At 72.4% G+C, this 26,838-nt stretch carries 25 protein-coding genes; 18 read left to right on the top strand and 7 right to left on the bottom strand.

The genetic code is table 11. The annotated features are described in order from the left end of the window. Window positions 1-171: 171 nt before the first annotated feature. The 5 genes from N0B34_RS11745 (at window position 172) to N0B34_RS11725 (ending at window position 4,170) form a co-directional block, all read left to right on the top strand. A complete protein-coding gene (locus N0B34_RS11745) occupies window positions 172-897 on the top strand; it encodes a response regulator transcription factor (RefSeq protein WP_263731575.1) in 726 nt (241 codons plus the stop codon). Next, a complete protein-coding gene (locus N0B34_RS11740; RefSeq protein ID WP_263731574.1) occupies window positions 894-2,531 on the top strand; it encodes a sensor histidine kinase in 1,638 nt (545 codons plus the stop codon). Before N0B34_RS11745 ends, N0B34_RS11740 begins: the two co-directional genes overlap by 4 nt. A 43-nt stretch (window positions 2,532-2,574) precedes the next feature. Beyond that, window positions 2,575-3,366 carry a hypothetical protein gene (locus N0B34_RS11735; protein ID WP_263731573.1) on the top strand — a complete coding sequence of 264 codons (792 nt, stop codon included), beginning with the start codon at window positions 2,575-2,577 and terminating at the stop codon, window positions 3,364-3,366. A gap of 155 nt (window positions 3,367-3,521) precedes the next feature. Then, window positions 3,522-3,815 (top strand): WXG100 family type VII secretion target, encoded by a 294-nt coding sequence (locus tag N0B34_RS11730; protein ID WP_263731572.1) that lies wholly within the window; start codon window positions 3,522-3,524, stop codon window positions 3,813-3,815. Window positions 3,816-3,882: 67 nt separating this feature from the next. Continuing rightward, the gene (locus N0B34_RS11725; protein WP_263731571.1) at window positions 3,883-4,170 is read left to right on the top strand and encodes a DUF4031 domain-containing protein; all 288 of its coding nucleotides are present in this window, start codon (window positions 3,883-3,885) and stop codon (window positions 4,168-4,170) included. A 32-nt stretch (window positions 4,171-4,202) separates the two neighbouring features. Here N0B34_RS11725 and pulA read toward each other — a convergent pair whose 3' ends face one another. From pulA to N0B34_RS11705, 4 genes are all read right to left on the bottom strand, one after another. After that, on the bottom strand, window positions 4,203-10,061 hold the full coding sequence (pulA, locus tag N0B34_RS11720; protein WP_263731570.1) for a pullulanase-type alpha-1,6-glucosidase: 5,859 nt from the start codon (window positions 10,059-10,061) through the stop codon (window positions 4,203-4,205). Between the two features lie 249 nt (window positions 10,062-10,310). Continuing rightward, entirely contained in the window at window positions 10,311-11,936 is a 1,626-nt protein-coding gene (groL, locus tag N0B34_RS11715; RefSeq protein WP_263731569.1) for a chaperonin GroEL, read from the bottom strand. Window positions 11,937-12,171: 235 nt separating this feature from the next. Continuing rightward, window positions 12,172-12,768, bottom strand: a complete 597-nt coding sequence (locus tag N0B34_RS11710) for a LytR C-terminal domain-containing protein (RefSeq protein ID WP_263731568.1) — start codon at window positions 12,766-12,768, stop codon at window positions 12,172-12,174. 47 nt (window positions 12,769-12,815) lie between these two features. Further along, window positions 12,816-13,127, bottom strand: coding sequence for a DUF3263 domain-containing protein (locus tag N0B34_RS11705; RefSeq protein ID WP_263731567.1), 312 nt, complete (start codon window positions 13,125-13,127; stop codon window positions 12,816-12,818). A gap of 119 nt (window positions 13,128-13,246) precedes the next feature. Between N0B34_RS11705 and N0B34_RS11700 the strand changes: the two genes are divergently transcribed. The 3 genes from N0B34_RS11700 to N0B34_RS11690 all read left to right on the top strand — a co-directional run bounded on the left by N0B34_RS11700 (window position 13,247) and on the right by N0B34_RS11690 (window position 15,576). Then, entirely contained in the window at window positions 13,247-13,924 is a 678-nt protein-coding gene (locus tag N0B34_RS11700) for a uracil-DNA glycosylase (protein ID WP_263731566.1), read from the top strand. Between the two features lie 94 nt (window positions 13,925-14,018). After that, window positions 14,019-14,801, top strand: a complete 783-nt coding sequence (locus N0B34_RS11695; RefSeq protein ID WP_263731611.1) for an SGNH/GDSL hydrolase family protein — start codon at window positions 14,019-14,021, stop codon at window positions 14,799-14,801. Between the two features lie 58 nt (window positions 14,802-14,859). Beyond that, entirely contained in the window at window positions 14,860-15,576 is a 717-nt protein-coding gene (locus tag N0B34_RS11690; protein ID WP_263731565.1) for a cation transporter, read from the top strand. Between the two features lie 15 nt (window positions 15,577-15,591). On the opposite strand, the gene N0B34_RS11685 is transcribed toward N0B34_RS11690, so the two are convergent. Then, a complete protein-coding gene (locus N0B34_RS11685) occupies window positions 15,592-16,176 on the bottom strand; it encodes a TetR/AcrR family transcriptional regulator (RefSeq protein ID WP_263731564.1) in 585 nt (194 codons plus the stop codon). Between the two features lie 252 nt (window positions 16,177-16,428). Between N0B34_RS11685 and N0B34_RS11680 the strand changes: the two genes are divergently transcribed. The 5 genes from N0B34_RS11680 (at window position 16,429) to N0B34_RS11660 (ending at window position 19,661) form a co-directional block, all read left to right on the top strand. Then, window positions 16,429-17,259: an SDR family oxidoreductase gene (locus N0B34_RS11680; RefSeq protein ID WP_263731563.1), complete on the top strand. Its 831-nt coding sequence runs from the start codon at window positions 16,429-16,431 to the stop codon at window positions 17,257-17,259. 76 nt (window positions 17,260-17,335) lie between these two features. Then, entirely contained in the window at window positions 17,336-17,683 is a 348-nt protein-coding gene (locus N0B34_RS11675; protein WP_263731562.1) for a VOC family protein, read from the top strand. Window positions 17,684-17,772: 89 nt separating this feature from the next. Beyond that, window positions 17,773-18,780 carry an aminoglycoside phosphotransferase family protein gene (locus N0B34_RS11670; RefSeq protein WP_263731561.1) on the top strand — a complete coding sequence of 336 codons (1,008 nt, stop codon included), beginning with the start codon at window positions 17,773-17,775 and terminating at the stop codon, window positions 18,778-18,780. Window positions 18,781-18,860: 80 nt separating this feature from the next. After that, window positions 18,861-19,274 carry a nuclear transport factor 2 family protein gene (locus tag N0B34_RS11665; protein WP_263731560.1) on the top strand — a complete coding sequence of 138 codons (414 nt, stop codon included), beginning with the start codon at window positions 18,861-18,863 and terminating at the stop codon, window positions 19,272-19,274. Between the two features lie 165 nt (window positions 19,275-19,439). Next, the gene (locus N0B34_RS11660; RefSeq protein WP_263731559.1) at window positions 19,440-19,661 is read left to right on the top strand and encodes a hypothetical protein; all 222 of its coding nucleotides are present in this window, start codon (window positions 19,440-19,442) and stop codon (window positions 19,659-19,661) included. A gap of 129 nt (window positions 19,662-19,790) precedes the next feature. On the opposite strand, the gene N0B34_RS11655 is transcribed toward N0B34_RS11660, so the two are convergent. Together N0B34_RS11655 and N0B34_RS11650 are read right to left on the bottom strand one after the other, a co-directional pair. Next, complete coding sequence (locus N0B34_RS11655) at window positions 19,791-20,720, bottom strand: SDR family oxidoreductase (protein ID WP_263731558.1); 930 nt, start codon at window positions 20,718-20,720, stop codon at window positions 19,791-19,793. 26 nt (window positions 20,721-20,746) lie between these two features. Continuing rightward, on the bottom strand, window positions 20,747-21,259 hold the full coding sequence (locus N0B34_RS11650) for a flavodoxin family protein (RefSeq protein WP_263731557.1): 513 nt from the start codon (window positions 21,257-21,259) through the stop codon (window positions 20,747-20,749). A gap of 241 nt (window positions 21,260-21,500) precedes the next feature. On the opposite strand from N0B34_RS11650, the gene N0B34_RS11645 reads away from it, so the two are divergent. From N0B34_RS11645 to N0B34_RS11625, 5 genes are all read left to right on the top strand, one after another. Beyond that, window positions 21,501-22,268 carry an SDR family NAD(P)-dependent oxidoreductase gene (locus N0B34_RS11645; RefSeq protein WP_263731556.1) on the top strand — a complete coding sequence of 256 codons (768 nt, stop codon included), beginning with the start codon at window positions 21,501-21,503 and terminating at the stop codon, window positions 22,266-22,268. A 323-nt stretch (window positions 22,269-22,591) separates the two neighbouring features. After that, complete coding sequence (locus tag N0B34_RS11640) at window positions 22,592-23,620, top strand: LacI family DNA-binding transcriptional regulator (protein ID WP_263731555.1); 1,029 nt, start codon at window positions 22,592-22,594, stop codon at window positions 23,618-23,620. A gap of 69 nt (window positions 23,621-23,689) precedes the next feature. Continuing rightward, window positions 23,690-24,961 (top strand): extracellular solute-binding protein, encoded by a 1,272-nt coding sequence (locus N0B34_RS11635; RefSeq protein ID WP_263731554.1) that lies wholly within the window; start codon window positions 23,690-23,692, stop codon window positions 24,959-24,961. Between the two features lie 43 nt (window positions 24,962-25,004). After that, window positions 25,005-25,982, top strand: coding sequence for a carbohydrate ABC transporter permease (locus tag N0B34_RS11630; RefSeq protein WP_263731553.1), 978 nt, complete (start codon window positions 25,005-25,007; stop codon window positions 25,980-25,982). Beyond that, window positions 25,979-26,794: a carbohydrate ABC transporter permease gene (locus N0B34_RS11625; protein ID WP_263731552.1), complete on the top strand. Its 816-nt coding sequence runs from the start codon at window positions 25,979-25,981 to the stop codon at window positions 26,792-26,794. Before N0B34_RS11630 ends, N0B34_RS11625 begins: the two co-directional genes overlap by 4 nt. Window positions 26,795-26,838 lie beyond the last annotated feature (44 nt).

The following is a 26,838-nucleotide window of genomic DNA, read 5'->3' as shown; positions in this document are numbered from 1 at the left end:
GGAGCAGAAAGGTACAGGGCGTCGCCGGGCGCCACGCCGCGCGAGCGCGGATCGATGTTATCGCTCACACGCTCCGGGCAGAGACGCCGCCCCGCCGCGACACCGACCGGGCCTCCCGCACGCGCAGGTGACGTCCAGCGCACTCCCAGACTCCCGTCGCACACTGGGTCGATGAACGCTGCGTCCGGTGCGCCCGAGGCTCGGCTGCTCGTCGTCGACGACGAGCCCAACATCCGCGAGCTGCTCGCCACCTCGCTGCGCTTCGCCGGTTTCGAGGTGAGCTCCGCCGCGGACGGCAGCTCCGCGCTGCGCCTGGCCAAGGAGGTGCAGCCGGACCTGGTGGTGCTCGACGTGATGCTGCCGGACATGGACGGCTTCACCGTCACCCGCCGGCTGCGGGAGAAGGGTCAGCACGTGCCGGTGCTGTTCCTCACGGCACGTGACGACACGGCCGACAAGGTGCAGGGCCTGACGGTGGGCGGCGACGACTACGTCACCAAGCCGTTCAGCCTCGAGGAGGTCGTCGCCCGCATCCGCGCGGTGCTGCGCCGCACCCAGCGGGTGGACGACGACTCGCAGGTGCTCCGCTACGCCGACCTCGAGCTGGACGACGACTCGCACGAGGTCCGCCGCGCCGGTCAGCTGATCGACCTGTCCCCCACCGAGTTCAAGCTGCTGCGCTACCTGATGCTCAACGCCGGCCGCGTGCTGTCCAAGGCGCAGATCCTCGACCACGTGTGGCAGTACGACTGGGGCGGCGACGCCAACATCGTCGAGTCCTACATCTCCTACCTGCGGCGCAAGGTCGACCAGCTGGACGACGAGCAGGGCCGGCGGCTGCCGCCGCTGATCCACACCAAGCGCGGGGTCGGCTACCTGCTGCGCGAGCAGACGTGAACCGGGTGCGGCTGCCGCGGCGGTGGACGGCCGCGTGGGACCGGGTACCGCTGCGCGGCCGGCTGGTCGCCGTCGCCACCGTGCTGATCGCCGTCGGACTGGTGCTGGCCGGGATCACCAGCACCGCCCTGCTGCAGCGCTCGCTGGTCGCGCAGATCGACGACAAGCTGCGCACCGAGGGGAAGGCGCTGGCCAGCCAGCGGATCACGGCCCTCGTCAACGGGCTGCACCAGGCCTCCGGGCCCTCGGACTACTACGTACGCCTGCAGGTGGAGGGCGCGCAGTCCTTCGTCTGGGGGTCGCAGAGCGTGGCCGACGCCTACGGCGAGCCGAACGTGCCGGACCTGACCGTGGACCAGGCGGCGGCGCTGGACGCCCGTCCCTTCACCGTCAAGTCGTCCGTCCCCGGCTCGCACTGGCGAGTGGTGGCCTTCACCACCAGCGACGGCACCGGGACGGTCCTGGTCGCACTGCCGCTCGGCGAGGCACGGGACACCACCAGCACGATGGTCTCGGTGCTGCTGCTGTCCGGCGTCGGCATCGTGCTGCTCGGCGGCCTCGCCGCCGGCTGGGCCGTGCGACGCTCGCTCGCGCCGCTGGGCCGCATCGAGGAGACCGCCGCGGCGATCGCCGCCGGCGACCTGTCCCGCCGCGTGCGCACCGCGCCGGAGAGCACCGAGGTGGGTCGCCTCGGCGTCGCGCTGAACGGGATGCTGACGCAGATCGAGGCGGCGTTCGACGCCCGCACCGCCTCCGAGACCCGGATGCGCCGGTTCGTCGCCGACGCCTCGCACGAGCTGCGCACCCCGCTGGCGACCATCCGCGGCTACGCCGAGCTGTACCGGATGGGCGCCCTGACCGGCGCCGACCAGGTGGACGACACGATGCGCCGCATCGAGGGCTCCGCCACCCGGATGGGCACGCTGGTGGAGGACCTGCTCGCCCTGGCCAGGCTCGACGAGGGACGGCCGATCGCCCACCAGCCGGTGGACCTGACGGTGCTGGCGGCCGATGCGATCAGCGACCTGCGCGCCCTGGACCCCGACCGGCCGGCCCGCCTCGCACCGCTCGACCCGAGCGGCACGGCCCGCGCCACGGTGGTGCTCGGCGACGACGCCCGCCTGCGGCAGGTGGTCGCCAACCTGGTCGGCAACGTCGTGCAGCACACACCGGCCGGCACACCCGTCGAGATCGCCGTCGGCACCGCGCCCGGCGTCGGCATCATCGAGGTGCGGGACCACGGGCCCGGCATCGACCCGGAGCACGCCGCCCGGGTGTTCGAGCGGTTCTACCGGGTGGACGCCTCGCGCACGAGGGAGTCCGGCGGAGCGGGTCTGGGGATGGCGATCGTCGCGGCCATCGTCTCGGCGCACTCCGGCCAGGTGACGCTCGCGCAGACGCCCGGCGGCGGCACGACGGTGCGCGTGGTGCTGCCCGCGGCACCCGCCGGTCCGGTCCCGCACGAGGTCGAGGTCGAGGTCGAGGAGCAGGACGACACCGACGTCCCGCACGTGCCCGCGGTCGCCGAGCGGACTGGCCGCACCGCCGTGACCAGGGACGATGCGCCGGCGCCGGACCCTGCACCCGAGGGCGACCCGTCCGACCGCCCTCGAGAGGCCGCAGACAGGGCCTGAGGCTACGATGGCTCGTCCTAGTCGCCAGCCGTGAGGTCGATCCATGGGCGTCCATGACGCGCCACAGTGGTTGTTGTCCGCGTTCGTCCGCAGTGTCCAGGCAGTCGGCGGTACCGCCGACGCCGACGAGATCCGCAGGACCGGTGAGGCCCTCCTGGCCAGGTGGACCGCTCCGGAGCGGCACTTCCACAACCTCCGCCACCTGGTGGACGTCATCGCCCGGGTGGACGAGCTGACGGAGGAGACCTACGACCCCGAGGTGGTGCGGCTCGCCGCCTGGTACCACGGGGCGATCTTCGACTCGGCCGAGCGAGCGGCGTACGCCAACCGCGGGGGCGAGGACGAGGTGGCCAGCGCGCGCCTGGCGTACGACGAGCTGACCGCGCTCGGCGTCTCCGCCGAGAAGGCACAGCGCGTGCACGACCTGGTGGTCCGCCTGGCGCGGCACAACCCGGACCCGGCCGACCCCGACAGCGCCGTCCTGTGCGACGCCGACCTGGCGATGCTGGCCACCGAGCCGCAGAAGTACCGCGCCTACCTCGAGGACCTGCGCGCCGAGTACGCCCACGTCCCGGTGGACAAGTTCCTCGCGGCCCGCGAGCACATCCTGCGCAAGCTGCTGGGCCGTCCACGCCTGTTCGTCAGCCCGCTGTCCGAGCGCTGGGAGGAGCCGGCCCGGCAGAACCTGACCGCCGAGCTCGCGCGCGTGGAGAAGGAGCTGGCGAAGCTCGCTGCCGCGTCCACGGAGAACGGCACGAGCGGTGCGACGGTTGCGGACGACGCCGCCGGGGCCTCCGGGAGCCCGACGCCGTCGACCACGAGCACGCCCGCCTGAGTCGGACCTCATCCGCCCCCAGCCCGGCACCCGTCCGTGCGACCGGGTGCCGGCGCCCTTCGACACCCGTGCGTCCCGGTGAGATCCCTAGCGTCGGCCGCGCCCCGTCGTCGAGAGCTGCCCGTCCGGCGGCCCGGTGGGGTACAGGAGGTCCGATGAGTCGTTACGAGGTCGATGCAGCCGAGCTGGCCCGCGCTGCCGGCGGTGTCCAGGCGCGGGTCGCCTCCATCCAGGCGGAGGTCGCGGCGATGCACCGCCAGCTGACCGAGCTGCAGACCGGGTGGCGCGGTGCCGCAGCCGGCGCCTTCGCCGGGCTCGTCGCCGACTGGTCGTCGACGCAGACCAAGGTGGAGGAGTCGCTCTCCCAGATCAGCGCGGCGATGACCACCGCCTCGCGCACCTACGCCGAGGCCGAGGCCGCCGCGTCCCGGCTGTTCGCAGCGGGCTGACCAGGCCGTCCGTGCGGCCGCGGCGCCGTGGCGGGGTCCGGCTGACGAGGCGGTTACCCTCGGCGGGATGACCGTCCTCGTCGACCCGCCCGCCTGGCCGCGGCACGGGACCGTGTGGAGCCACCTGGTCAGCGACGAGTCGTACGACGAGCTGCACGACTTCGCGCAACGCGCGGGACTTCCCGCCCGGGCGTTCGACCTGGACCACTACGACGTGCCGCAGCACCGGTACGACGAGCTGGTGGCGCTCGGCGCCCAGCCGGTCGACGGGCACCAGCTGATCCGCCGGCTGATCGCCTCCGGTCTCCGGGTACCCGCCCGGGACCGGAGGCGATCAGCGCACCGGCACGGCTGACGCCGCGCGGCGCACCGGGTGCGGTCGGTCCGTCAGCCGCGGGACCAGGACCACAGCCACGACCACGGCTCGCCCCACGACCACGGCTGAGACCACGGCCCACCCGACGACCAGGGGGCGCCCGACCACCAGGGAGCACCCCACGGTCCGGTCCACGGCGCACCGTGCTGCTTCTGCTCCAGCACCGCCACCGTGCGCGGCGGCACGGTGACCGTGCCGGTCGCACTGTCCCAGCGCGTCGTCTTCACCACGGGGTCGGACCCGTGCGCCTGGGCCTTCGACAGGGTCAGCGCGTGGCCGGTGAGCCCGGCGAGGTGCTCGCTGACCGGCGCGGTGCTCGCGTTGAAGACGACCAGCACACCGTCGCGGGCCTTGTCGACGTCGGCACCGCGGGTGTCGTCGATCCACATCGCGATCACACCGGGGTCCGTCGTCGGGAAGCTGACCTTCTGCTCGATCGCGGCGGCGTCGTCCAGCCGGAACAGCGGGCTGGACGCCTTGATCGTCAGCAGCGTCTGCGCCTGGGCGGTGGCGGCCGCCATGTCCGCCGCGGACGGCTTCAGCGCCGGGTCGGCGAGCAGCGGCGCCATCACCGGCCACTGACCGGAGTTCTTCGCCGCCGGCGGCAGGCCGGAACCCCACGTCGAGCTGGTCCCGGTCCAGTCGACGCGGTTGAACCAGTCGCCCGAGTCGTAGCTGTCGTTGTCCATCGACTTGCTGCGCAGCAGGTCCGTGCCGGCCAGCCACATCACGCGGCTCTGCGAGAGGGTGGCCGCCGCGAGCGAGAGCGTCTGCATCCGCACCCGGTCGGCCATCGTCGTCGCCTTCGGCAGCTTGAGCGCCAGCGCGTCGTACAGCGTCTGGTTGTCGTGGGCGTCGACGTAGTTGACCACCTCGTCCGGCTGGTCCGCGTAGCCGGCCGGCTGACCGTTGTAGTCGATCTGGTCGCCCCGCTTCACGGTGCCGTCCGACGCGGTGAACGTGAACGCCCGCAGGTTGCCGGCGAGGCCGACCTTGATCAGGTCCTCCGCATGGGCCAGCGCCGCCGCCTGCTGGGCCGGCGTGCCGTTGACCGCGACGCCGTTCGGGTCGGTGCCCAGCCCGCTGCCGTAGCCCTGGGCCTGCACGGAGGACGAGTCGACCGGGCTGCCGCCGCGCACGGCGTCCCGCAGCCGGTCGTTGAACGTGCCGATCCCGGTCCCGCCGAGCTGACCCTGGGACGCCTGCGTGAACAGGGCGTTGTTGGCCACCTCGCCGAAGTTCCAGCCCTCGCCGTAGAGGGCCACCTTCGACCCGTCCACGCCGTCGCGCTTCAGCGTCAGCTTGTCGAGGGCTGCCCGGACGTCCTTCATGTTCTGCACCGAGTGGAAGCCCATCAGGTCGAACCGGAACCCGTCGACCTTGTACTGCTGGGCCCACAGCACCACGCCGTCCACCATCAGCTTGCCGGCCATGGCGTGCTCGGTGGCGACGTTGGAGCAGCACGTGGAGGTCTGCACCGCCCCCTTGGCATCGAGCCGCTGGTAGTAGCCGGGCACCACGCGGTCGAGCACGGACGCGTCCGACTGACCGCTGGCGGAGGTGTGGTTGTACACCTGGTCGAGCACCACCTGCAGACCGGCCCGGTGCAGGGAGCCGACCATCGACCGGACCTCGGCGGTGCGCGCCGGTCCGTCGGTCTGCACGGCGTAGGACCCCTCCGGGGCTAGCCAGTGCAGCGGGTCGTAGCCCCAGTTGAAGCCGTCCTTCGCCGCGACGGCCGACGTGCAGGCCTGCTGCTGGTCGGACGCCGGCGGCAGCGAGGCCAGGTCGCACGCCGGCTGCTGCCAGGTGGACTTGTCCTCGTTCACGGTGGCGAAGTCGAAGACGGGCTGCAGCTGCACGGTGTTCAGCCCGGCCTTGGCCAGGTCCTTCAGGTGCGTCATCCCCGCGCTGTCCGCCACGGTGAACGCGTCGTAGGTGCCGCGCAGGCCCGCCGGGACGGTGGTGTCCGTCGCCGAGAAGTCGCGCACGTGCAGCTCGTAGGCGGTGCGGGCCGACTCGTTGGGGATCGTCGGCGCCTTCGCGGTGCGCCACACGTCCGGCTGCAAGGTCGGGTCGGACAGGTCGGCCACCACCGAGCGGGTCGCGTTGGTGGTCAGCGCCACGGAGTAGGGGTCGGTGACGTCGTTGGTCACCACCCCGTCGGCCGTCGGCACCGTGAGGCGGTAGAGGTAGCCCCGGTTCTTCCAGCTGCGGTCACCGGTCACCGTCCAGGTGCCGTCGGGCTGGCGCGTCGCGGGGACGACGGTCGCAGCGCCGGCCGACGAGGCCGGGTCCAGCACCACCGCGACGTGCTGGGCGGTCGGAGCCCAGACGGACAGGCTCGGCACCCCGCGGGCCCACGTCACACCGAGCTGCCGGGCATGCGCCGAGGCCGCGTCCAGGTCGTCCAGGACTCCCGGGACCTGGACCCCGGTGAACGCCGTCAGCGCGCCGGTGCCGTCCTGCTGCACCAGCCGCAGCTGGCCGGTCAGGGCCGCGGCGGCCGCCGCACGGTCCGCACCGACGTGCAGTGCGAGGTACCCGGTGAGGGCCGGGAACCGGTGCAGCTGGTCGGCGGTGAGGCCACCGGAGACCACCGACAACGGCAGCGTGATGCCCGTGCCGGACAGCTTCCCGTCGGTGACGGCCAGGTCACCGGCCTGCGACGAGCGTAGCGTCCACGTCAGCGCGGCCAGATCGGTCCCGGACGGCACCAGCGCCGGTGGCACCGCCACGGTGCCGGCGTCCACCCACTGCGCCAGCTCCTGCCCGGTGCCGGGCAGCGGCGGACTGCTGTTCACGATCGTCAGCACGTGCGTCGCCGCCGTGTAGGAGAACGTCACCTGCTTGCCGGTGGTCGCGGTGAAGTCGATGTTCGGGCCGCCCGGCACGCCGCCGGCGCCGTAGTTCTCGTTCCAGCTGAGGCCGACCGCGGCCTTGGCCTGGTAGGAGCCGGACGGGATCGCCGACGTGGTGAACGTGTAGACGCCGTCGCCCTTGAGGTCCTCCAGCCACGAGCCCATGCAGTCCGGCGCCCAGTCACCGGGGCAGCCGATCGCCGACTGGTACGAGCCGGGTGCGGTGACGATCGGCCCCTGCGCGGTGTTCTGCGCGTAGTGCGTCGTCGCGTCGTAGTAGAAGGTCACCGGCCCGCCGGTGGTGGTGAACGCGATGTTCGCACCGCCCGGCACGCCGCCGGCGCCGTAGTTCTCGTTCCAGCTGCCGCCGATGGCGATCTTGTACTCGTAGGAGCCGGCCGGCAGCGTGAACGTGCCGGCGTACACGCCGTCGGGCCGCTTGGTCAGGGCGATCGAGGCGCAGTCCGGCGCCCAGTCGGACGTGCACCCCACGGCCGAGTTGAAGCTGCCGGGGACGCTGACCTGCAGCGTCGTCCCGGTGCCGCCGCCGGCCACCACCCCGTCGACCCGGTTGCCCACCGAGGCGTACGTCGAGGCGGCCACGTGGTTGCCGGCCGCGTCGACGGACACGGCCCGGTACTCCACCAGCGTGCCGGGAGCGAGCCCGGACACGTCGGCGAACACCCGCGGCGCCCCGCTCTCCGCCGTGCCGAGCCCGGTCCACGTCCCGGACCCGACCACCCGGTACGCGAAGCTCGTCTCGCCCCAGCCGTCCGTCGCGTCGGCCGCCACGGGCGTCAGACCGGACACCCCGGCACCGGCGCTGGGCACGGACACCGCCAGCGTCCGAGACGGCACGGCGGCCACCTGCCGGTCGGCCCGCAGCACCACGGCCGACAGCGCCGGCACGGTCAGCGTCACCTTGCCGGACCCGTCGGCCGTCACACCGGAACCGCCGCCGTACAGCACGGCGTAGCTCGCACCCGGCGTCAGGGTGGTGAACGTGACGGTCTGCGCCGCTGCGGCGTTGTTCACCGCGACCAGGTTCTCCACCTTCTCGGTGCGGTCCACCCGGGAGAAGGCGTAGACGCCGGCACCGTCCTGCGCGTACCGCTCGATCTGGGCGCCGCGGGCGAGCGCCGGGTTGCCGGAGCGCAGCGCCGACAGCGCGGCGATGTGCTGGTACAGGGTCGAGGTGGTGTCGTACCGGTCCTTGGACCCGGCCGTCGTCCCGTCGACCAACGGCTGGTTCGCGTACGACGCGGTCTGCGTCGCGAACATGTCCTGGCGCGCGTCCTTGTCACCGCCGGAGCCGGCAAAGCCCTGCTCGTCGCCGTAGTAGACGATCGGCTGGCCCCGGGAGAAGAACATCAGGTCGTTGGCCAGCTCGTCGCGCGCCATCGGGTCGCTCTGCCCGGCGAGGAAGTAGCCGATGCGGCCCATGTCGTGGTTGCCGAGGAAGGTCGGCAGCGCATCGGCCGACGAGTGCGTGGTGGTGTACCGGTCGTCGGACGCGTACAGCGCCTGCAGCGACTTGGCGGACCCGCCCTTGGCGTAGCTGGTCGCCGCCGACTGGAAGGAGAAGTCGAGCGTGCTGGACATCGCCGTGTCCCGCACGTACGGCGCCGTCTTCGCCGAGTCGGCGTCGTACACCTCCCCGAACATGAAGAAGTCCGGCTTGCCGTGCGTGTGGGCGTAGTCGAGCACCGGCTGCGTCCAGGCCTTCCAGAACTCGAAGTTGACGTGCTTCGCGGTGTCGATGCGGAAGCCGTCGATGCCCAGGTCGATCCACGACTCGTAGATCTGCTCCATGCCGCTGACGACCTTCGGGTTCTCGGTCATCAGGTCGTCGAGGCCCGAGAAGTCGCCGAGCGTCGTGGACTCACCGGTGTAGGTCGAGTCGCCGCGGTTGTGGTAGAGCGTCACGTCGTTCAGCCAGGACGGGACCTTCACGTACGCATCCGCCGGGGCGACGACTGGCGTGTACGGGAACGACGTCGCCGCGTCGAAGGTGGGGAAGCTCGGGGAGTTCGCCAGGGCGCCGATGTCCGGGATCACCGTGCCGTCGGCCGCCTTGTAGGGCTTGTCGGCCTGGCTGACGTACGTGTACTGGTTCTGGGCGTAGCTGATCACGTCGGCGGTGTGGTTGGTGATGATGTCGAAGTAGACCTTCATCCCCTTGGCGTGCGCGTCGGCGATCAGGGTCTTCATCTCGTCGTTCGTGCCCAGGTGCGGGTCGATCTGCGTGAAGTCCGTCGTCCAGTAGCCGTGGTACCCGGCGGACGCGTCGGCGCCCGTGCCCTGCACCGGCTTGTTCTTGAACGACGGCGTCAGCCAGATCGCGGTCGTCCCGAGCCCGTGGACGTAGTCCAGCTTCGAGGTCAGGCCGGCCAGGTCACCGCCGTGGTAGAAGCCCTTGTCGGTCGGGTCGAACCCGGACACCATCCGGTCCGTCCCCAGCCCCGCCGTGTCGTTCGCCGTGCTGCCGTTGGCGAACCGGTCCGTCATCACGAAGTAGTACTGGTTGCCGCTGCCCGCCTCCCGCACCGGGCTCCCGACGAGCGCGTCGTCGGCCGCCGTGTACCCGGCCGCCAGGCCGAGCGGCGTCACGGTGACGCGCTGCGTGCTCACGTCGTAGGAGAACCGCAGCTGCTCCGTCCCGCCGGTGACCAGCGGGATGTTCGCCGCTCCCCCGTCGAGCCCGACGGCGCCGTCCCAGCCGCGGTCGAAGGCGATCTTGTACTCGTACGAGCCGCCCGGCAGCGTCAGGTCCGCCGCATACACGCCCGCCGTGCTGGTCACCGCGAGGTCCGTCGCCGCGCAGCTCGGGTCCCAGTCGTTCGCGCACCCTGCCTTGCTCTGCAGGCTGCCGACCAGGGTCACCACCCCGGGGGCCGCGGCGGCCGGTGCACCGGGCGTCGCGACCAGCCCGGTGACGGTCAGGGCGGCGGCCGCCAGGAGGGCCAGCAGCGATCGGGACGTGCGGGAGCGTGCGCGAGCAGCAGTCATCGTCGACCTTCTGGTCCAGCACACGTCGGTGTGCGCAGATTCGGACGGACCGCACGCTATCCGCCAGAAACGCCTTGCAGCAAGAGTCAGCAACGATTTCAGCGAGCACAGCGCTTCCACAGCGGACACCTGGACAAACGCCCAGGACCAGGGCGAACGCACGAGAGGCCGGCCACCCGCAGGTGACCGGCCTCTCGGTGCTCAGCGGCGCACGCGCCGCCTGGTGCTGCTCAGCGAACCCTCAGCGGATCAGAACCCGCCGCCGAAGTCCTCGCCACCGCCCGGAGCGGCCGGCGCGGCCTTCTCCGGCTTGTCGGCGACGACGGCCTCCGTGGTGAGGAACAGCGCCGCGATGGACGCCGCGTTCTGCAGCGCGGAGCGCGTGACCTTCACCGGGTCGTTGACGCCCGCAGCCAGCAGGTCCTCGTACTGGTTGGTCGCCGCGTTCAGGCCGTGGCCGGTGGGCAGGTTGCGCACCTTCTCGGCCACGACGCCGCCCTCGAGACCGGCGTTGATCGCGATCTGCTTCAGCGGGGCCTCGATCGCCAGCTTCACGATCGCGGCACCGGTCGCCTCGTCACCCTCGACCTCGAGCTTCTCGAAGGCGAGCTTGCCGGCCTGGATGAGCGCGACGCCACCACCGGCGACGATGCCCTCCTCCACGGCGGCCTTGGCGTTGCGGACGGCGTCCTCGATGCGGTGCTTGCGCTCCTTGAGCTCCACCTCGGTGGCCGCACCCGCCTTGATGACGGCCACGCCGCCGGCGAGCTTGGCGAGGCGCTCCTGCAGCTTCTCGCGGTCGTAGTCGGAGTCCGAGTTCTCGATCTCGGCACGGATCTGGGTCACGCGACCCTGGATCTGGGCCGCGTCGCCGGCGCCCTCGACGATCGTCGTCTCGTCCTTCGTCACGACGATCTTGCGGGCCTGGCCCAGCACCTCGAGGCCGACCGTGTCGAGCTTGAGACCGACGGTCTCGGACACGACCTGGCCACCGGTGAGGATCGCCATGTCCTGCAGCATCGCCTTGCGGCGGTCGCCGAAGCCCGGGGCCTTGACGGCGACGGACTTGAACGTGCCGCGGATCTTGTTGACGACGAGCGTGGCCAGGGCCTCACCCTCGACGTCCTCGGCGACGATGAACAGCGGCTTGCCGGCCTGGATGACCTTCTCCAGCAGCGGCAGCAGGTCCTTGACGTTCGAGATCTTCGACTCGACGAGCAGGACGTACGCGTCCTCGAGGACGGCCTCCTGGCGCTCCGGGTCGGTGACGAAGTACGCCGACAGGAAGCCCTTGTCGAACCGCATGCCCTCGGTGAGCTCGAGCTCGAGACCGAGCGCGTTGGACTCCTCGACGGTGATGACGCCTTCCTTGCCCACCTTGTCCAGCGCCTCGGCGATCAGGTCGCCGATCGCCTGGTCGCCGGCGGAGATGGCGGCCGTGGCGGCGATCTCCTCCTTGGTCTCCACCTCCTTGGCCTGGGCCAGGAGCTGGGTGGTGACGGCCTCGACGGCCTTCTCGATGCCGCGCTTCAGGGCGATCGGGTTGGCGCCGGCCGCGACGTTGCGCAGACCCTCGCGCACGAGCGCCTGGGCGAGCACGGTGGCGGTGGTGGTGCCGTCACCCGCGACGTCGTCGGTCTTCTTGGCGACCTCCTTGACGAGCTCCGCACCGATCTTCTCGTACGGGTCGTCGAGGTCGATCTCCTTGGCGATGGAGACGCCGTCGTTGGTGATGGTCGGCGCGCCCCACTTCTTGTCGAGCACGACGTTGCGGCCCTTGGGGCCGAGGGTGACCTTGACGGTGTCGGCGAGGATGTTCAGGCCGCGCTCCATGGAGCGACGGGCCTCCTCGTCGAAGGCGATGATCTTGGCCATGGGGCTATCGATCCTTCTGCTGGGTTCTGGGGGTGGCCGTCCGATGCCCGCGACGGACGGGCCCGCCGTCCGCAGTCACGTCCCGCGGCTGACGGCCCTCATCTGACGGCCGGTACTTCTGTCACTCTCACCAGGAGAGTGCTAGCCCAATGGTTAGCACTCGACCCTGGAGAGTGCAAGCCGCTGGCACCCGTCAGCGGCACTGCGACGATCCCGTCGAGAGCCGCAGCGGCAGCTAGCCGAGCACCACCGTGATGCCGGTGCCGGCCTGCGCCGGCGACAGCGTGACGGTGCTGATGCCGAGCGTCGACGCCGCGAGCGCGGCGGTCTGCTGCTGACCGGCGGTGGCGTAGTAGACGACGCTCTGCTTGGTGCTGCTGGGGCTGTTGCCCGTGGTGACGGAGGTGAAGCCGGCCTTGGTCAGCTTGGTGGCGGCGGTCGCGGCGGCACCCGAGAGGCCCGACGCGTTCAGCACCTTCACGGGGGTGGCCTTGTCGACCGTGCCGGACGACGACGCCGGGGGGGTGGCCGGTGCGCTGCTCGGCGTCGTGGACGCGGGTGCGCTGGCGGTGGCGGCGCCGGACTCGGCGGCCGAGGGGGACTCGGCGGGGGTCTCGGTCACGGCCGGGACGGCGAGGTTGGGCAGACCGCCGTGGTTGGACATCCACGTGACGGCACCCCAGGCGATCAGCGGTACCAGCACGATCACCAGGAGAAAGGGCCACCAGCGGCTCCAGGCCGAGCGGGGGGCGCGGTGCACGCCGCGGGGGGCACCCGCGTCCGGCTGCGCGTCGAACTCGTCGGCGGGGTACGGGTAGGCGGCCTTGCTCACGGCGAGAAGGCTAACGGCTCAGCCCGTGAACCCGGTGCGCCCCGCGCTCACGCGTCGGCGCTGAGCCGACGGGCGGTGCGGGCCCGCTGGCGGGAGGAGCGCAGCCGACGCAGCCGCTTGACCAGCATCGGGTCGAACGCGAGCGCCGCCGGGTCGTCCAGCAGCCCGTTGAGCACCTGGTAGTACCGCGTCGCCGACATGTCGAACAGCTCGCGGACCGCCTGCTCCTTGGCACCGGCGTACTTCCACCACTGCCGCTCGAACGTGAGGATCTGCTGGTCCCGCTCGCTCAGGCCGGTCGACCCCTCGGCCGGCTCCGACAGCTCCACGGTGAGGCTGCGCGCTGCTGCGACGTCCATGCCGGTCCCCTCTCGTCGTACCGGCGCCCAGCGTACGGCCCGAACGACACCGGTGTCATTCGCCCCGCGGCCGCCGGTCACGCGCGTGGGTGCGTGCGGCACTCGGTACCGTGCCGACCGTGGCACCCGCACCGCTCGACCAGCTGATCGACCCCGGATGGGCGGCGGCCCTCGCACCCGTCGAGCCGCAGATCCGTGCGGCCGGGGACTTCCTGCGCGCCGAGCTCGCGGCGGGCCGCACCTACCTGCCGGCCGGCGACGCCGTGCTGCGGGCGTTCACGCGACCGCTCGACCAGGTGCGGGTGCTCGTCGTCGGGCAGGACCCCTATCCCACGCCGGGCCACCCGATGGGCCTGTCGTTCTCGGTGCAGCCCGACGTCCGGCCGCTGCCCCGCTCGCTCGACAACATCTTCCGCGAGCTGGTCGACGACCTGGGCGTGCCGAGGCCCAGCTGCGGGGACCTGAGCCCCTGGGCCGACCGCGGCGTGATGCTGCTCAACAGGGTGCTCACCGTGCGGGCGGGCGCGCCGGCCTCGCACCGGGGCAAGGGCTGGGAGGCGGTGACCGACCGGGCGATCGCGGCCCTCGTCGAACGCGGCGGGCCGCTGGTCGCCGTGCTGTGGGGTCGCGACGCGCAGACCCTGGCACCGGCTCTCGGCGACGTGCCGATCGTCCGCAGCGCGCACCCCAGCCCGCTGTCGGCGCACGGCGGGTTCTTCGGCTCGCGTCCGTTCTCCCGGGTCAACGAGCTGCTGGTGGCCCAGGGGGCCGATCCGGTGGACTGGCAGCTTCCCTGAGCCGAGGGCGCCGACAGGCCTGCGCGGCGTCGGTGCCCGTGTGCAAGATGTCGGGGTGCGCGACCACCTTCCCCCCTGGACCCGGTACGTCGCCATGGGCGACTCGTTCACCGAGGGCCTGTGGGACAGCCCGGCAGGTCCCGACGCCCCGCAGCGCGGCTGGGCCGACGTGCTGGCGTCCCGGCTGTCCGAGCGGCGCACGGCCGCGGGCGAGCAGCCGCTGGAGTACGCGAACCTCGCGGTGCGGGGACGGCTGCTGCGCCCGATCCTGCGGGAGCAGGTGCCGATGGCGCTCGACCTGAAGCCGGACCTGGTCAGCCTGGTCGGCGGCGGCAACGACCTGCTGCGGCCCACCGGTGACCCGGACCGGCTCGCTCGCGACCTCGAGTCCGCCGTGCGCAGGCTGCGGTCCGCCGGCATCGACGTGCTGCTGGGCACCGGGTACGACACCAAGGAGAGCCCGCTGGTGCGCCGCATCCGACCGCGGGTGGGCGTCTACAACACGCATATCTGGTCGATCGCGCGCCGGCACGGCGCCCACGTGGTGGACCTGTGGGGCATGCGATCGCTGGCGGACTGGCGGATGTGGGCCGAGGACCGCATCCACCTGACGACCGACGGGCACGCGCGCGTGGCGCAGGCGGCGCTCGTGGCCCTCGGGCTGCCGCCGGACCGGGACGACTGGGACGACCCGCTGGCCCCGCTGCCGCCCGTGCCGCGCGTCGACCAGCTGCGCGCCGACGCGCACTGGCTGCGGGTGCACGCCTACCCGTGGGCGACGCGGCGGCTGCGGCGGTCGTCGAGCGGGGACGCCCGCAGGCCGAAGCGTCCGCAGCCCGCGCCGATCGTCCCGGCGGAGCACGTCGCGGAGGACTGACGCCCCGGCCGAAGGCGCCCGGCTGGACACCGCCGCCCCGGCGGTGGACCCTCCCCCGGTGACCACGCCTGTCCCCGGCCGCCCGACGCTCGACGCCGAACGACGGGCGGTGCTGCACCGTCGGGTCCGCCGGATCGTCGCGACGACGATCAGCTACAACGTGCTCGAGGCGGCGGTGGCGATCGGCGCCGGGGCGGCCGCGTCGTCGGCGGCACTGCTCGGGTTCGGGCTGGACTCCGTGGTCGAGGTGCTGTCCGCCGTCGCCGTCGCCTGGCAGTTCAGCAGGCGCGACCCCGAACGCTGGGACGCGCTGACCGCCCGGCTGGTCGCGGTGGCGTTCTTCCTGCTCGCGGCCTACGTGACGGTCGAGTCGGTGCTGACGCTCACGGGCGTGCAGCGCGTGGAGCAGAGCGCCGTCGGCATCGGCATCGCAGTGCTGAGCCTGGTGACCATGCCGGCGCTGGCGTGGGTGGAGCGGCGCACCGGGCGGGAGCTGGGCTCGGCGAGCGTCGTCGCCGACTCCCGGCAGCTGCTGGTGTGCATGCAGCTGTCCGGCACCGTGCTGGTGGGCCTGCTGGCGAACAGCCTGCTGCACTGGCAGTGGGCAGACTCGGTGGCGGCGCTGGTGGTCGCCGCCCTGGCGGTGCGGGAGGGCCACGAGGCCTGGCGGGGCGAGGTGGAGTCGCCGTTCGAGGTCCTCGAGGAGCTCGAGGAGGACGACGAGCACGACGACGACGCGCGTGCCGGTTCAGCGGACGGCGCGCCCGTCCAGTAGTCCGCCGGGGGACGGTCAGTCCGAGGACGGGGCGCCGAAGCGGAGGCCGTCGACGACGAGGTCGAGCAGCTTGCGCACCTGCGGCGCCCAGCTGTCGCCGTCCGGCACCATCCAGACGGCGGACATCGCACACATCACGTCCTCCGCGGTGACGTCCGGGCGGACGGAACCGTCGGCCTGACCGGCCGCGAGCAGCACGCCGATCGCGTCGACGATCCGGCCACGCGTCTCGCCGAACAGCGGCGAGTCGGAGCCGACCGCCGCGCGCAGCGCCGCGCCCATGCCGCGCTTGGCGGCCGCGTAGCGGACGAAGCGCCCCATCCACTCACGCAGTGCGTCGACCCCGGACCGGTCCGGTCCCAGCAGCGCCGGCGCCGCGTCGCACAGCTGCTGCACCTCCTGCCGGTAGGCCGCCTCGACCAGGGCGTTCCGGTTGGGGAAGTGCCGGTAGAGGGTCCCGATGCCGACCCCGGCCTGCTCGGCGATGGACTCGAGCGGGACGTCACCGTCGCGCGAGAGCGCCGTGGCGGCGCACACCAGCAGCTTCTCGCGGTTGCGCTGCGCGTCCGCGCGCTGCGGCCGGGCTGCTGCGGTGGTCACGGGTGCTGCTCCTTCGCCGTCGTCCTGCGAGTCGTCGTCTTGCGTGCTCAGCGGGCAATTCCCCTTGCGTACCGGAGGAACCTCCGCTTATGGTGATGCCCACAAACGATAGTCGCCTCCGTTACAGGGTACGCGTACCCGGTCGGAGCGTCGACCGCCGGTCCCCGCTCGGCCACCGGCACCCCGTCGCAGCCCGCAGCCCGCACCCCGTGCCCACCGGCGCAGCGTCGGCATCCTTCGAAGGGAACCACCATGAAGACCTGGTTCATCACCGGCACGTCCCGCGGCTTCGGCCGCGAGTGGGCGATCGCCGCCCTGCAGCGCGGCGACCGCGTCGCCGCCACCGCCCGTGACGTCTCCACCCTCGACGACCTGGTCGAGCGCTTCGGCGACGCGGTGCTGCCGATCCAGCTCGACGTGACGGACCGAGACGCCGACCTCGCCGCCGTCGCGCAGGCTCACCAGCACCTCGGCCGGCTCGACGTCGTGGTGAACAACGCCGGCTACGGGCAGTTCGGCTTCATCGAGGAGCTGTCCGAGGCCGAGCTGCGCGACCAGCTGGAGACCAACCTCTTCGGCGCCTTCTGGGTCACCCAGGCGGCGCTGCCGTACCTGCGGGAGCAGGGTGGCGGGCACATCGTGCAGGTGTCCTCGATCGGCGGGATCGTCGCTGCCCCCGGCATCGGGGCGTACCACGCCTCCAAGTGGGCGCTCGAGGGGTTCAGCGAGTCGCTGGCCCGGGAGGTCGCCGGGTTCGGCATCCACGTGACTCTGGTCGAGCCGGGCGGGTTCGCCACGGACTTCGCCGGCCCGTCGGCCCGGCAGGCCGCACCCCTGCCGGCCTACGAGGAGGCTCACGCCCAGGCGGCGGCCTGGCGCGCGACCCGGGTGGCCGACCGAGGCAACCCGAGGGACACGGCCGAGGCGCTGCTCCGGGTGGTCGACGCCGAGAAGCCGCCGCTGCGCGTCTTCTTCGGCGCGGCGCCGCTCGGCATGGCCACGGCCGACTACGAGGACCGCGTGGCTACCTGGCGCGACTGGCAGCCGGTGTCGCTGCTCGCGCAGTACGGGGCGGGCGCCTGACCCGTCCCGGTGGCCGCCCGGCACGTTCCCGCCGACCGCCCTCCCCCACCACCCTTCCCACCGTGAGGAGATCCCCATGGCCACCTTCCGTGGACTGACCTTCGACGCCTACGACGCGCAGTCGACCGCCCTGTTCTGGGCCGCCGCACTGGGCCGCGACGTCGCCCCCGGCGCCTCGCCGGCGCACGCCGAGCTGCTCGACGACGCGGCGCAGGGACTGCCGCGCATCGTCTTCGAGCAGGTCACCGAGGGCCGGCCGGCCCGCAACGCCCTGCACCTCGACCTGGTCACGGCCGACCTGCTCCGCGAGTCCGAGCGGCTGGTGCGGCTCGGCGCCCGCCGCCTCGGCGGCGTCAGCGCCGGCAGCGGGTGGGTCACGCTGACCGACCCCGAGGGGAACGCGTTCGACCTGATCGCGGCCTGATCGCGGCCGGAGCAGCACCCGGGCCTCGTTCGTCCGTCCGGTCGCGAGCTCCGCGCCGCTCCGACCAGGGCGCGGATACCGTCTGCGCCATGCAACAGGCGGTCGCGAGCACGGGAGGCACCGACCGCGCGCTGGCCTGGGCGACGGACCGGCTGCTCGAGCTCGGCACGCGGCCTACCGGTCCGGCGGAGCTGGTGAAACGACGGCCCTGGTCCGCGGTGCACCGGCTCCCGGTGGACCACAAAGTCGTGTGGGTCAAGGCGTGCGGTGGCCGGACGGGCTACGAGGCACCGCTGAACCAGGCCCTCGCGGCGTGGGTCCCGGACCTGGTGCTGACCCCGCTGGCGACGGACGACGACGAGGGCTGGCTGCTGCTGCCGGACGGTGGGACGCCGCTGCGCGAACGGGCCGACGGGGCGCAACCGGCGGGCTGGACCCGCTTCGTGCGGGAGTACGCCGGGCTGCAGCGGGCGGTGGCGCCGCACACCGCGGAGCTGCTCGCGCTCGGCGTCCCCGACCAGCGACCCACGGCACTGCCCGCGCTGCTCGACGAGCTGCTGGACGACCCGCTGCTGCCGCTGGACGGCGCTGTGCGGGCCGCCCTGCTGCGCCTGCGGCCGGCGTTCGCGGACGCCTGTGCCGAGCTCGCGGCCGGTGGCGGCACGCTCGGGTCCGAGCCGGCGAGCGTGCAGCACGACGACCTCCACGCCGGCAACGTGCTGCCCGCTGACCGATCCGGCCGCCCCGACCGGTTCTTCGACTGGGGCGACGCCTGCGTCGCGCACCCCTTCAGCACCCTCCTGGTCACGCTGCGCAGCATGGCTGCCACGTCGGGGCTGCCCGCCGAGCACCCCGCGCTGCGCGCGACCCGCGACGCCTACCTGTCCGGGTGGGAGGTCGAGGGACCCGAGGGGGTGCGGCTGGCCCGGCTCGCGGCGTGGACAGGGTGCGTCGGGCGGGCGCTGGCGTGGCGCCGGGCGCTGCACGGCGCACCGCCGCAGGAGGCGTCCGAGTGGTCCGACGCCGTGCCCGGGTGGCTCGCCGAGCTGCTCGAACCGACATCCGCGTGGTTCGAGGACGGTGCCGCCGGCGGCTGAGGTGCTGTGTCGGTGGTCGGCGCGATGCTGACCCGACGGCGCACCCGTCGGGCGCGCGACGACATCGGGGAGTGGTCGAGATGGCGGACGACGAGCTGACCGAGCTGCTGAGCTCGCTGGAGCACCGGTTCTGGGACGCGATGGTGGAGCGGGACGCGGCGGCAGCGACCGCCCTGTCCGACGAGCCGACCGTGGTGGCGGGTGCCAGCGGCGCCGCGAAGATCGACCGCGCGACGCTCGGCGCGATGATGAGCTCGGGCGGCTGGACCCTGCGGTCGTACGCGATCACCGACCTGCTGGTGCACCGGGTGACCGACGACGTGGTCGTCGTGGCGTACCGGGTGCACGAAGACCTCGAGGTGGACGGTGCGGACGTCGCCTTCGATGCCGCGGACGCCTCGACGTGGGTCCGGCGGGACGGGACGTGGGTGTGCGCGCTGCACACCGAGTCGATCCTGGGCGACGCCTACGGACGGGATCGCGCGACGAGCTGACCGCACCGCGGGACACGGTGTCCCGAGCCGCGAGATTCGCGTCCGACCAGGCAGGTCATGAGTCATAGGCCTTAACGCCCATGACATGATGGTGGGGTCCCGGGACCATGGGACACGTCGGCAACCCCGGCACCCGCCTCACGCACCCACAAGGAGCGCACCACCATGACCACGCTGTCCCTGGCGCGCGTCGAGCCCCAGCTCGCCCGCCGTGCCGCCGCCCGGATCCGCGACCTCGGCGAGCAGATCTACTTCGGTCGCACCCCCAGCTACGGCCCGGACCGGGCCGGCAAGCTCGCCTTCGTCGGCTACGTCGTCGGCAGCGTGGTGGCGTGGTCGCTCGCCACCCTCCTCGTCACCGGGGTGCTGGCCGCCGTCCTGCGCTGACGCAGGGCCGGCCACTCACTGACGACACGCCCCGGACCGTGGACGGTCCGGGGCGTCTCTGCGTCCGCCCGGGGGTCCGCGGTCCGGGGGCGTGGCTGTACCTCTCCGCCGCGCCCTGGTGAACGCAGGTCAGGCCGCCGCACCCAGCGGGCGGTCGCCGGCCACGCTCGCCTCGACGAAGGCGCGGACCGACCGTGGCGCGATGCCTGCGTCCCGCAGAGGCTGGTCGTCCCACGTCGCCGCGTGCAGGTCACCGTTCAGCGCGAGGCCCATCAGAGACGACAGCCCGGGCCGGAGCCGCGCCGTCGCGCGCCGCCCGACGGACAGGGCGAACCGCGGCACGTGCCGCACGCGCACCCGCACGCGCGCGGCCTGCTCGTAGAGGTGCACCACGTCGAGGACGGTGTGCGCATCCGGACCGCCGAACTCGACCAGCCGGGGCGGCTCGTCCATCGTCGCGAGCCGCACGCACAGCGTTGCGACGTCGGCCATCGCCACGTACCGGTGCGGCGTCCGGCCCCGGCCGTAGACGAGCATCCGTCCCGCACCGGGGACGAAGCCCGCCGACCGGCCCAGCCAGGCCTCCTGGAACATGTCGGGGCGGACGACGACCCGTCGCATCGACGTCGTGGCCAGCAACTTCTCGGCCTCCCACTTGCCCGCCATCATCGGCGACAGCCGCGCCATCTCGTCGCCCATGCCCGCCGCCGACACGAAGACGAACCGGCGGACCCCCGCCCGGTCGGCCGCCCGGATCAGGTTCAGGTTCCCGTCGCCGTCCACCCCGGCGATCGTCAGGTCGGTCGGTCCCGTCATGATCCGCGTGATCGCCGTGACCGTGGTGACCACCGTGCCGACGCCCGCCAGCGCGTCCGACAGGCTGCCCAGGTCCCGCAGGTCCCCGCGGACCACCTGCGCACCGGCCGCGACCAGAGCGGTGGCGTCGGTGACCGGTCGCACCAGGGCACGGACCTGCCGGCCCTCGGCCAGCAACCCCCGGACGATCAGACCGCCGAGCTCGCCGGTGGCCCCGGCGACCAGGACGACGTCACCGTCCATCGCGGCACCCCCTGCCGGCCCGGCCGTCAGCGACTGTTGACCAGCAGCCCCAGGTCGCTGCCCCAGCGCTCGGCGCGCTCCAGCTCACCGTCCTTGAGCGGGCCGGTGCTGTCCTTCACCCAGAACGTCTCGGGGTCGGACACCTCGGGGAAGGCCAGGCGCTGCAGCGCCTTGGCGACCTTGTGGGCGGCGGACCCTGGCAGCGGCGTCCGGACGCGCGTGTCGAAGGCGGCGACCATCGTGCCGACGCCGCCCGGGTGCACCGTCTCCAGCCACTCGCGCACGCCCCGGCCGGTCGAGACGATCGTGCCGCCGGGCGCCTGCTTCACGGCATCGGCGCGGGTGCTGGCGCGGCTCATGCCGAACGCGTGGGTCGGCGCGCCGACCACGAGCAGGTCCAGCTCGGCGGAGATCTCGTCGGGCGCCAGGCCCACCTCGGTCACCTCGACCTCGACGTGCTTGCCGAGACCGGCCGCCACCGCCTGCGCGATCTGCTGGGTGTTGCCGAACATCGACTCGTACACCACGAGTGCCTTCATCGCCCGTCCTCCGAACGCTCCGTTGCGGTCTGGTGACCCCTCCAGCGTTTCTCGCTGGTCAGGGGCGCGCCAGGGCCGAAGGGCCCGGCCTGGCGCGCCCCGGCGACCCCCTTCGGCGCGCGCGCCGTTCACCCGTGCGGGACGGTGGCAGTGCTTGTCGGCGCCCCGCGGCGCTCCTAGCGTCGGCACCGAGGGCGGGCGACCGGCCGGGTCGTCCGGACCCGCGTCGAGAGGGACGACGATGTCTCCTGAAGCTGCACTGGTACCCGGTCGGTTCGACGGCCGGACGGTGATCGTCACCGGGGCGGGCTCCGGCATCGGCAAGGCGACGGCGCTCCGACTGGCCCGCGAGGGGGCCACGGTGGTGGCGACCGACGTCGTGGAGAGCCGGCTGGCCGAGCTGGTCGAGGAGAACCCGGGACTGACGTTCGTCACCGTGCCGGGCGACATCTCCGCGCAGGAGGTGGTGGACCGCGTGGTCGCCGCGGCAGGTGGGCGCGTGGACGGCCTGGCCAACGTCGCCGGGATCATGGACGCGTTCCTGCCGCCCGCCGAGGTGGACGACGAGACGTGGGAGCGCGTGCTGCGGATCAACCTGACCGCGCCCATGCGCACCACCCGGGCGGTGCTGCCGCTGATGCTCGCGGCGGGAAAGGGCGCGATCGTGAACGTCTCGTCGGAGGCCAGCCTGCGGGCGTCTGCGTCCGGCGTGGCGTACACCGCCTCGAAGCACGCGGTGAACGGGCTGACCAAGGCCACGGCGGTCTTCTACAAGGGCGACGGGGTGCGGTGCAACGCCGTGGCGCCGGGCGCGGTGGCGACCAACATCGAGGCCCCGTTCCACTCGGCGCACGCGGGTGCGGTGCTCGGCCCCTTCATGCAGGCGATGGTCACGTCGGTGGCGCAGCCGGACCAGCTCGCGGCGCTGATCACGTGGCTGCTGTCCGACGACGCGAGCAACGTCAACGGTGCAGTGATCCCGTGCGACGGCGGGTGGTCGGCGATCTGATCGCACCGACGGGGCGTCGTCCAGGCGGGACGGCGCCCCGTCGTGGTTCCGGGGCGTCGACGGCTCGGCCGGCCTCCGCGGCGAACCGGTTCTCCGCGAGCGAGCGCCGGAGGCGATCTGCGCGGATGACTTCGCGAGCACGAGGATGTCGGCGCTCGCACGCCCTGTCGGTACATCGTCGCAGGTCAGACCGCATGCAGCCGTCTGCTGGCCCTTCAGGGCGCTCGCGTCCGGCGTGACGGGCGCCACATCGGTGCTTGCCTGACGCGCTCACGTGTGCGTAATCTGCGAACCGGTTCGCTGCCGCACCGTGAGGATGGACGATGACGACGATCGGGGACGTGGCCCGCCTCGCGGGTGTCTCCCGCAGCACGGCCTCGAACGTGCTGTCGGGGAAGAAGTCGACGTCGCCGGAGATCCAGGAGCGCGTCCGCCGCGCCGTCGAGGAGCTGGGCTACACGCCCAACGCCGGCGCACGTGCGCTGGCGACGGCGCAGACCCAGGTGATCGGCCTGCTCGCGCAGTTCTTCGAGGACGAGTTCGCCCCGGCGATGCTGCAGTACATCCTCGGCGTCTCCAACACCGCCCGGGAGCTGGGCTACGACATCCTGCTGGTGTCCGAGCCGGACGGCGCCCGGGCGCTGAAGCGCATCACGGACTCGCGGATGGTCGACGGCGTGGTGCTGCTCAACGTCGCCGACCGGGACGACCGGCTCGAGGTGCTGCGGGCCGCCGAGCAGCCGGGCGCCCTCGTCGGGCTCCCCGCCGACCCCCGCCACCTCGACGTGTTCGACCTCGACTTCGCCGAGGCCGGTCGTCTCATGGTCGAGCACCTCGCCCGGCTCGGCCACCGCGAGCTGCTGCTGGTCTCGCAGCCGGAGCACGTCGTCGAGCGTGGCGGCGCCTACGTCTGGCGGCTGGCGGACGCAGCAGCGGAGGAGGCCGAGCTGCGCGACGTGAGGCTGCACGCCATCTTCGGCTCCTCGCACCAGCCGGACGTCGGCCGGGACCTGCACGCGGCGCTGGACGCCCACCCCGGCGTCACCGGCCTGCTGGTGAACAACGAGGCCGCCGCGGCCGCGCTGCCCGCCGTGCTGCGCGAGCGGGGCCTGACCTCCCCGCAGGACATGTCCGTCATCGGGCGCTACTCCGACGAGTTCGCCCGCACCTTCTCGCTGCCGTTCTCCTCGATCGAGAGCGCACCCGACCGCCTGGGGCAGATGGCCGTGCGCCAGCTGGTCCGGCGGATCGAGTCGGCGGCGGGCCGCACAGAGCCGCACGTGGTCCGGTTCATCTCGCCGGAGCTCGTGGACAGGGGGAGCACAGCGGCGCCGCCCACCGGCGCCCGCTGACCGTCATGCGCCGGCGGCCCACCCACCGGCGCAGCTGCACTCATCACTGATTCAAGGAGGAACACCGTGATGCGCATCTCCACCCACCGGCGCGCCCTCGGCGCGCTGGGCATCGCCGTGACGGTCGCCAGCCTGGCGGCCTGCTCGTCGAGCGCCGGGGCCGGCGCTGGGAGCACCGCGAGCGCCGCCGGCGGCGGCAGCAAGACCTACACCTGGTGGGACCCGTACCCCCAGCACGACGCCTCGTCCAGCTGGGCCAAGCGCGTCCAGTCCTGCGGCGACGCCGCGGGCGTGACCGTGCAGCGCACGGCGTACGACACCACCGCCCTGACCAACCAGGCGCTGCTGGCCGCGCAGGAGGGCACCGCACCGGACGTGATCCTGCTGGACAACCCGGCGGTCTCCACGCTGGCGGACACCGGCATGCTCACCACCACCGACGAGTTCGGCCTCGACACCTCGAAGATCGACCCGAACCTGCTCGCCGCCGGTCAGATGAACGGCAAGACGTACGGCATCCCGATCGGCGCCAACACCCTCGCGCTCTACTACAACAAGTCGATCCTCGACGCCGCCGGCATCGACCCCACGTCCATCAAGGACTGGGACAGCCTGACCGCCGCGCTGCAGAAGGTGAAGGCCGCCGGCCACAAGGGCATCACCTTCGCGGGCATCGGCACCGAGGAGGGCTCGTTCCAGTTCCTGCCCTGGTTCTGGGGCGCCGGCGCCAACCTCACGCAGCTGGACTCCCCGGAGGCGACCTCGGCGCTGCAGCTGTGGACCGACTGGGTCAAGCAGGGCCTGGCGCCCAACTCGGTGATCCAGAACTCGCAGAACACCACGTGGGAGGAGTTCCTCACCGGCGACTTCGCCTTCGGTGAGAACGGCACCTGGCAGGTGGACGCCGCCAAGAAGGCGAAGTTCCCCACCGGCGTCATCACCATCCCGGCGAAGACCGGCGGTGCCGCGCCGGCCCCGACCGGTGGCGAGTTCATCGAGATGCCCGTGCAGAAGGACACCAAGCGCTACGCGACCACCAAGAAGATCGTCGACTGCATGACCAGCACCGACGGCATGGTGCAGACGGCCACCACCTTCGCGTACTACATCCCGCCGACGGCCGACGGGCAGACCGCCCTGCTGGCCAAGGACTCCTCGCTGCAGCCGTGGGTCGACGCGGTCAAGGCCGCCAAGGGCCGCACCAGCGACAACCTGGGCACCAAGTACCCGAAGATCTCCGAGCAGCTGTGGACCGCGGTGCAGAGCGCGCTGTCCGGCTCGGCCTCTCCGGCCGACGCCCTGAAGACGGCCCAGACGAAGGCCGCTGCGGCCACCAAGTGACGCCCGGTCGCGGCTGACCAGGCACGACGCAAGGACTGTCCTCATGGAATCCCTGACCACCACGGTCGGGACGACGGCACGGACGGCAGGTGCGACCCGCACGGGCGCACCTGCCGTCCGGCCGGACCGTCGGCCCGCCGCCAGCACCCGGTGGGCGGCGTTCGCGTTCATCGCCCCGCTGATCGTGTACCTCGTCGTGTTCTACGCGTACCCGCTGTACCGGAACATCGACCTGAGCCTGCACGACTACACGCCGCGGGCCTTCGTCCAGGGCAACGCCGCCTGGGTGGGCCTGAAGAACTACTCGGACATCGTCGCCTCCAGCACGTTCGCGAAGGCGGCCGTGAACACGGCTCTCTTCGTGCTGCTGTCGATCCTGTTCCAGTACACGATCGGGTTGGCGCTGGCGGTGTTCTTCCGTACCAGCTTCCGGCTCAACGGCGTGCTGCGCGGCATGTTCCTGGTGCCGTGGCTGCTGCCGCTGATCGTCTCCGGCTCGTCGTGGGCATGGATGCTCAACAGCGACAACGGCATCGTCAACTCGGTGATCAAGGCGTTCGGCGGCAGCCAGATCAACTGGCTCACCTCGCCGCAGTGGGTGCTGTGGTCGGTGATCATCGCCAACATCTGGCTCGGGATCCCGTTCAACCTGGTGATCCTGTACTCGGGCCTGCAGAACATCCCCGGGGAGCTGTACGAGGCCGCGTCCTTGGACGGTGCCAACGGCTGGCAGCAGTTCCGGCGGATCACGTTCCCCCTGCTGCGCCCCGTGTCCGCGGTGACGATCCTCCTCGGCCTGATCTACACGCTGAAGGTCGTCGACATCATCTGGATCATGACCAAGGGGGGTCCGGCGGACGCCTCGACCACCTTCGCCACCTGGTCCTACCGGCAGGCGTTCGGCACCGGCCAGCCCGCGTTCTCACCGGCCGCATCCATCGGCAACGTCCTCATCGTCATCGCGCTGGTGTTCGGGTTCGTGTACCTCTACCTCCAGCGCCGGCAGGAGAAGCAGTCATGAGCAGGCGCAGCGGCTGGCGGACGGCGGTCGGCGTGGTCCTGACCGCGGTCATGCTGTTCCCCGTCTACTGGATGCTGAACGTCTCGTTCACCAAGACGTCGGACATGCGGGCGACACCGCCGCACTGGTTCCCCTGGGACCCGACGGTCGAGGGGTACCAGGCAGTGTTCCGGCAGCAGCTGCCCGCGCTCGGCACCAGCCTCCTGGTGGGCCTCGGCTGCGTGGTGCTGACCGTGGCCATCGCGGCACCGGCGGGGTACTCGCTGGCCAAGCTGCGGCCGCGCGGCGCCGGCGCGCTGAACTTCGTGCTGCTGGTGGTGCAGATGATCCCCGCCGTGGTGATGTCGATGGGGTTCTACGTCATCTACCTCAAGGCCGGGATGCTCAACACCGTCTGGGGCCTGATCGTCGCCGACTCGACGGTGGCGGTGCCGTTCGGCGTGCTGCTGTTCACCGCCTTCATGAGCGGGATCCCGAACGAGCTGATGCAGGCCGCCCGCATCGACGGCGCCGGGACGTGGCGGATGTTCCAGTCGATCGTCATGCCGATCAGCCGGAACTCGGCGATCACGGTGTCGTTGTTCGCCTTCCTGTGGGCGTGGTCCGACTTCATCTTCGCGTCGACCATCGACCGGAACGGCCGGCTGATCCCGATCACGCTCGGCATCTACAAGTACATCGGCAACAACACCACCGAGTGGAACTCGATCATGGCCACCGCGGTGATCGCCTCGATCCCGGCCGCGATCCTCCTGGTGGTCGCCCAGCGGTACGTCGCCGCGGGCGTGGTCGCCGGCGCCATCAAGGACTGACCGGCTCAGGTGGGCGCCCGGCCGCGCCGGGGCGTGCCCGCTCG

The sequence above is a fragment of the Cellulomonas sp. SG140 genome (assembly GCF_025770785.1).
Classification (GTDB): domain Bacteria; phylum Actinomycetota; class Actinomycetes; order Actinomycetales; family Cellulomonadaceae; genus Cellulomonas.
The sequence above is the reverse complement of the archived record's forward strand: the minus strand, read 5'-3'. Positions and strand labels throughout refer to the sequence as shown.

Coding starts and splice junctions, on each gene's coding strand:
- N0B34_RS11745 (WP_263731575.1), top strand. CDS start 172: ATGAACGCTGCGTCCGGTGCGCCCGAGGCTCGGCTGCTCGTCGTCGAC.
- N0B34_RS11735 (WP_263731573.1), top strand. CDS start 2,575: ATGGGCGTCCATGACGCGCCACAGTGGTTGTTGTCCGCGTTCGTCCGC.
- N0B34_RS11730 (WP_263731572.1), top strand. CDS start 3,522: ATGAGTCGTTACGAGGTCGATGCAGCCGAGCTGGCCCGCGCTGCCGGC.
- N0B34_RS11725 (WP_263731571.1), top strand. CDS start 3,883: ATGACCGTCCTCGTCGACCCGCCCGCCTGGCCGCGGCACGGGACCGTG.
- pulA (WP_263731570.1), bottom strand. CDS start 10,061: ATGACTGCTGCTCGCGCACGCTCCCGCACGTCCCGATCGCTGCTGGCC.
- groL (WP_263731569.1), bottom strand. CDS start 11,936: ATGGCCAAGATCATCGCCTTCGACGAGGAGGCCCGTCGCTCCATGGAG.
- N0B34_RS11705 (WP_263731567.1), bottom strand. CDS start 13,127: ATGGACGTCGCAGCAGCGCGCAGCCTCACCGTGGAGCTGTCGGAGCCG.
- N0B34_RS11695 (WP_263731611.1), top strand. CDS start 14,019: ATGGGCGACTCGTTCACCGAGGGCCTGTGGGACAGCCCGGCAGGTCCC.
- N0B34_RS11680 (WP_263731563.1), top strand. CDS start 16,429: ATGAAGACCTGGTTCATCACCGGCACGTCCCGCGGCTTCGGCCGCGAG.
- N0B34_RS11675 (WP_263731562.1), top strand. CDS start 17,336: ATGGCCACCTTCCGTGGACTGACCTTCGACGCCTACGACGCGCAGTCG.
- N0B34_RS11670 (WP_263731561.1), top strand. CDS start 17,773: ATGCAACAGGCGGTCGCGAGCACGGGAGGCACCGACCGCGCGCTGGCC.
- N0B34_RS11665 (WP_263731560.1), top strand. CDS start 18,861: ATGGCGGACGACGAGCTGACCGAGCTGCTGAGCTCGCTGGAGCACCGG.
- N0B34_RS11660 (WP_263731559.1), top strand. CDS start 19,440: ATGACCACGCTGTCCCTGGCGCGCGTCGAGCCCCAGCTCGCCCGCCGT.
- N0B34_RS11655 (WP_263731558.1), bottom strand. CDS start 20,720: ATGGACGGTGACGTCGTCCTGGTCGCCGGGGCCACCGGCGAGCTCGGC.
- N0B34_RS11650 (WP_263731557.1), bottom strand. CDS start 21,259: ATGAAGGCACTCGTGGTGTACGAGTCGATGTTCGGCAACACCCAGCAG.
- N0B34_RS11645 (WP_263731556.1), top strand. CDS start 21,501: ATGTCTCCTGAAGCTGCACTGGTACCCGGTCGGTTCGACGGCCGGACG.
- N0B34_RS11640 (WP_263731555.1), top strand. CDS start 22,592: ATGACGACGATCGGGGACGTGGCCCGCCTCGCGGGTGTCTCCCGCAGC.
- N0B34_RS11635 (WP_263731554.1), top strand. CDS start 23,690: ATGCGCATCTCCACCCACCGGCGCGCCCTCGGCGCGCTGGGCATCGCC.
- N0B34_RS11630 (WP_263731553.1), top strand. CDS start 25,005: ATGGAATCCCTGACCACCACGGTCGGGACGACGGCACGGACGGCAGGT.
- N0B34_RS11625 (WP_263731552.1), top strand. CDS start 25,979: ATGAGCAGGCGCAGCGGCTGGCGGACGGCGGTCGGCGTGGTCCTGACC.